Raw genomic sequence first — 1,685 nt, forward strand, 5'->3', positions numbered from 1 at the left:
CCACCTAAGTGATACGTCTTAATCATATGATTACTGAAGAAACTCAATCGTTCCGCTACCTCAATCAGTAATTTATCTCCCACTTCGCGGCCCATTGTATCGTTGATTATTTTAAATCGGTCCAAATCAATAAACAACAACGATGATTCTAAAGATTGTTCTTTGAATATTTCTAGATCTTGATTCAACTTGCGGCGATTTGAAAGATGAGTCAATTCATTATGTTCAGCTTTATACTTCATCATGGCTTCGTATTGTTTTTTCTTTGTTATATCTCGAATAATCACGAGTGTTTTTTGAGTTTCATTTAATAGTGACATCGTGATTTCCAAAGGAAACGTGGACCCATCACTTTTAAGTCCGGTTAATTCACTTCTGACATACCCATTTTTTTTAACTTCAGAAAAGAGGGTTTCATGAAAGTAATCGATGGATTCTTGTGTAAAAAGTTTTTCCCAATGTGTTGTTAATAGCTCGTCCTTTTGATAACCATACAATCTCGCCATTTCTTCATTGACAAATTCATGGTTTCCTTCTTCATTCGTTATCCCAATCGCATCAACCGACGAATCCAATGCATACGTATAATCAACCAACACACTCTTCGTCGAATCAAGTTCTCTCTTCGAATGCAAATACTTATCAATCTGTAGCCCAACTACCCACCCTAAAAACAAATTAACCGGTAATGTAGCCAGACGCCACCACGAAAAGTTTTCTGGAATAACCAAGACGATTAAATTTAGGAGTAGTGCAATAGATGTAATTAATATTCGCCATTTAAATCGCTTTGATATACCCACTCACCCCTATCATGTATAGACTATTATCATAATTCATCAACCTGACAAAAGTCTATGTTTTCTAGCAATTTTGTAAATATCTTCATATGGTAGAATGCGAAATTAAACACAAAAAATGAGCGTTCGAAAACGGCCATCCTTAGTTGGAAAAATCTCAGGTTTTGTTGGATAAGTGACAAAATGCCTATTACGTAACAATCCTCTTAAAGTAACGATCCGTCACTAAACCAAACACCGAAGCCAATGTCTGTTGAAAAAGCATGCCCATGATAACTGGCACAGCAACTGCTGCCGGGAAGTATGAAATCGCGAGTACCGCACCCGCACTGATATTTCGCATGCCGCCATTAAACATTAGCGCAATCACAGTCTCTTTATCCTGCTTAAACAATTTTCCAGCGAAAAAGGAAATCAAATATCCGCTACACGCTATGAAAAATACAACGACCGCTATGGCAATCAGCTTCCCGCTTACGTCAAGCAAATACGGCGCAACTACCGCTCCATTCAACATCACAACAAAACCCATTCCAATTTTTGAAAAAGGTGAAAGGCTATCACTTAATCTCTTCACCTTATCACCGGTCGTCAGTTGATTCAGCATCATCCCCACAATCGAAGGAATCACAATCATCAAAATCAATCCTTGGGTCATACTGATAACATCCATTTCGATGTTTCCACCCACCAACAACGACATCGTAAAGGGTACAATCAACGGTGACAGCAATGTATCAATCAAAATAACTGATAGCGACAGCGCTATATTGCCTTTATAAATAGCGACCCACACAACACTCGAAATACCAGTTGGAATGGCCATCGACAACACTAATCCAGTTATGGTAAACATATCACCACTAAACACCACATGACCTATCC

At 38.4% G+C, this 1,685-nt stretch carries 2 protein-coding genes; both read right to left on the reverse strand.

Translation table 11 applies throughout. The features are described from left to right. A partial coding sequence (locus AC1DSL_RS17910; protein ID WP_477533277.1) for a PAS domain S-box protein occupies positions 1-803 on the reverse strand: 803 nt, incomplete at its 3' end. 187 nt (positions 804-990) lie between these two features. Beyond that, the coding region (locus AC1DSL_RS17915; RefSeq protein WP_477533278.1) for a bile acid:sodium symporter family protein at positions 991-1,685 on the reverse strand (695 nt) is incomplete at its 5' end.

Source organism: Paenisporosarcina sp. P4_D4 (assembly GCF_056401835.1).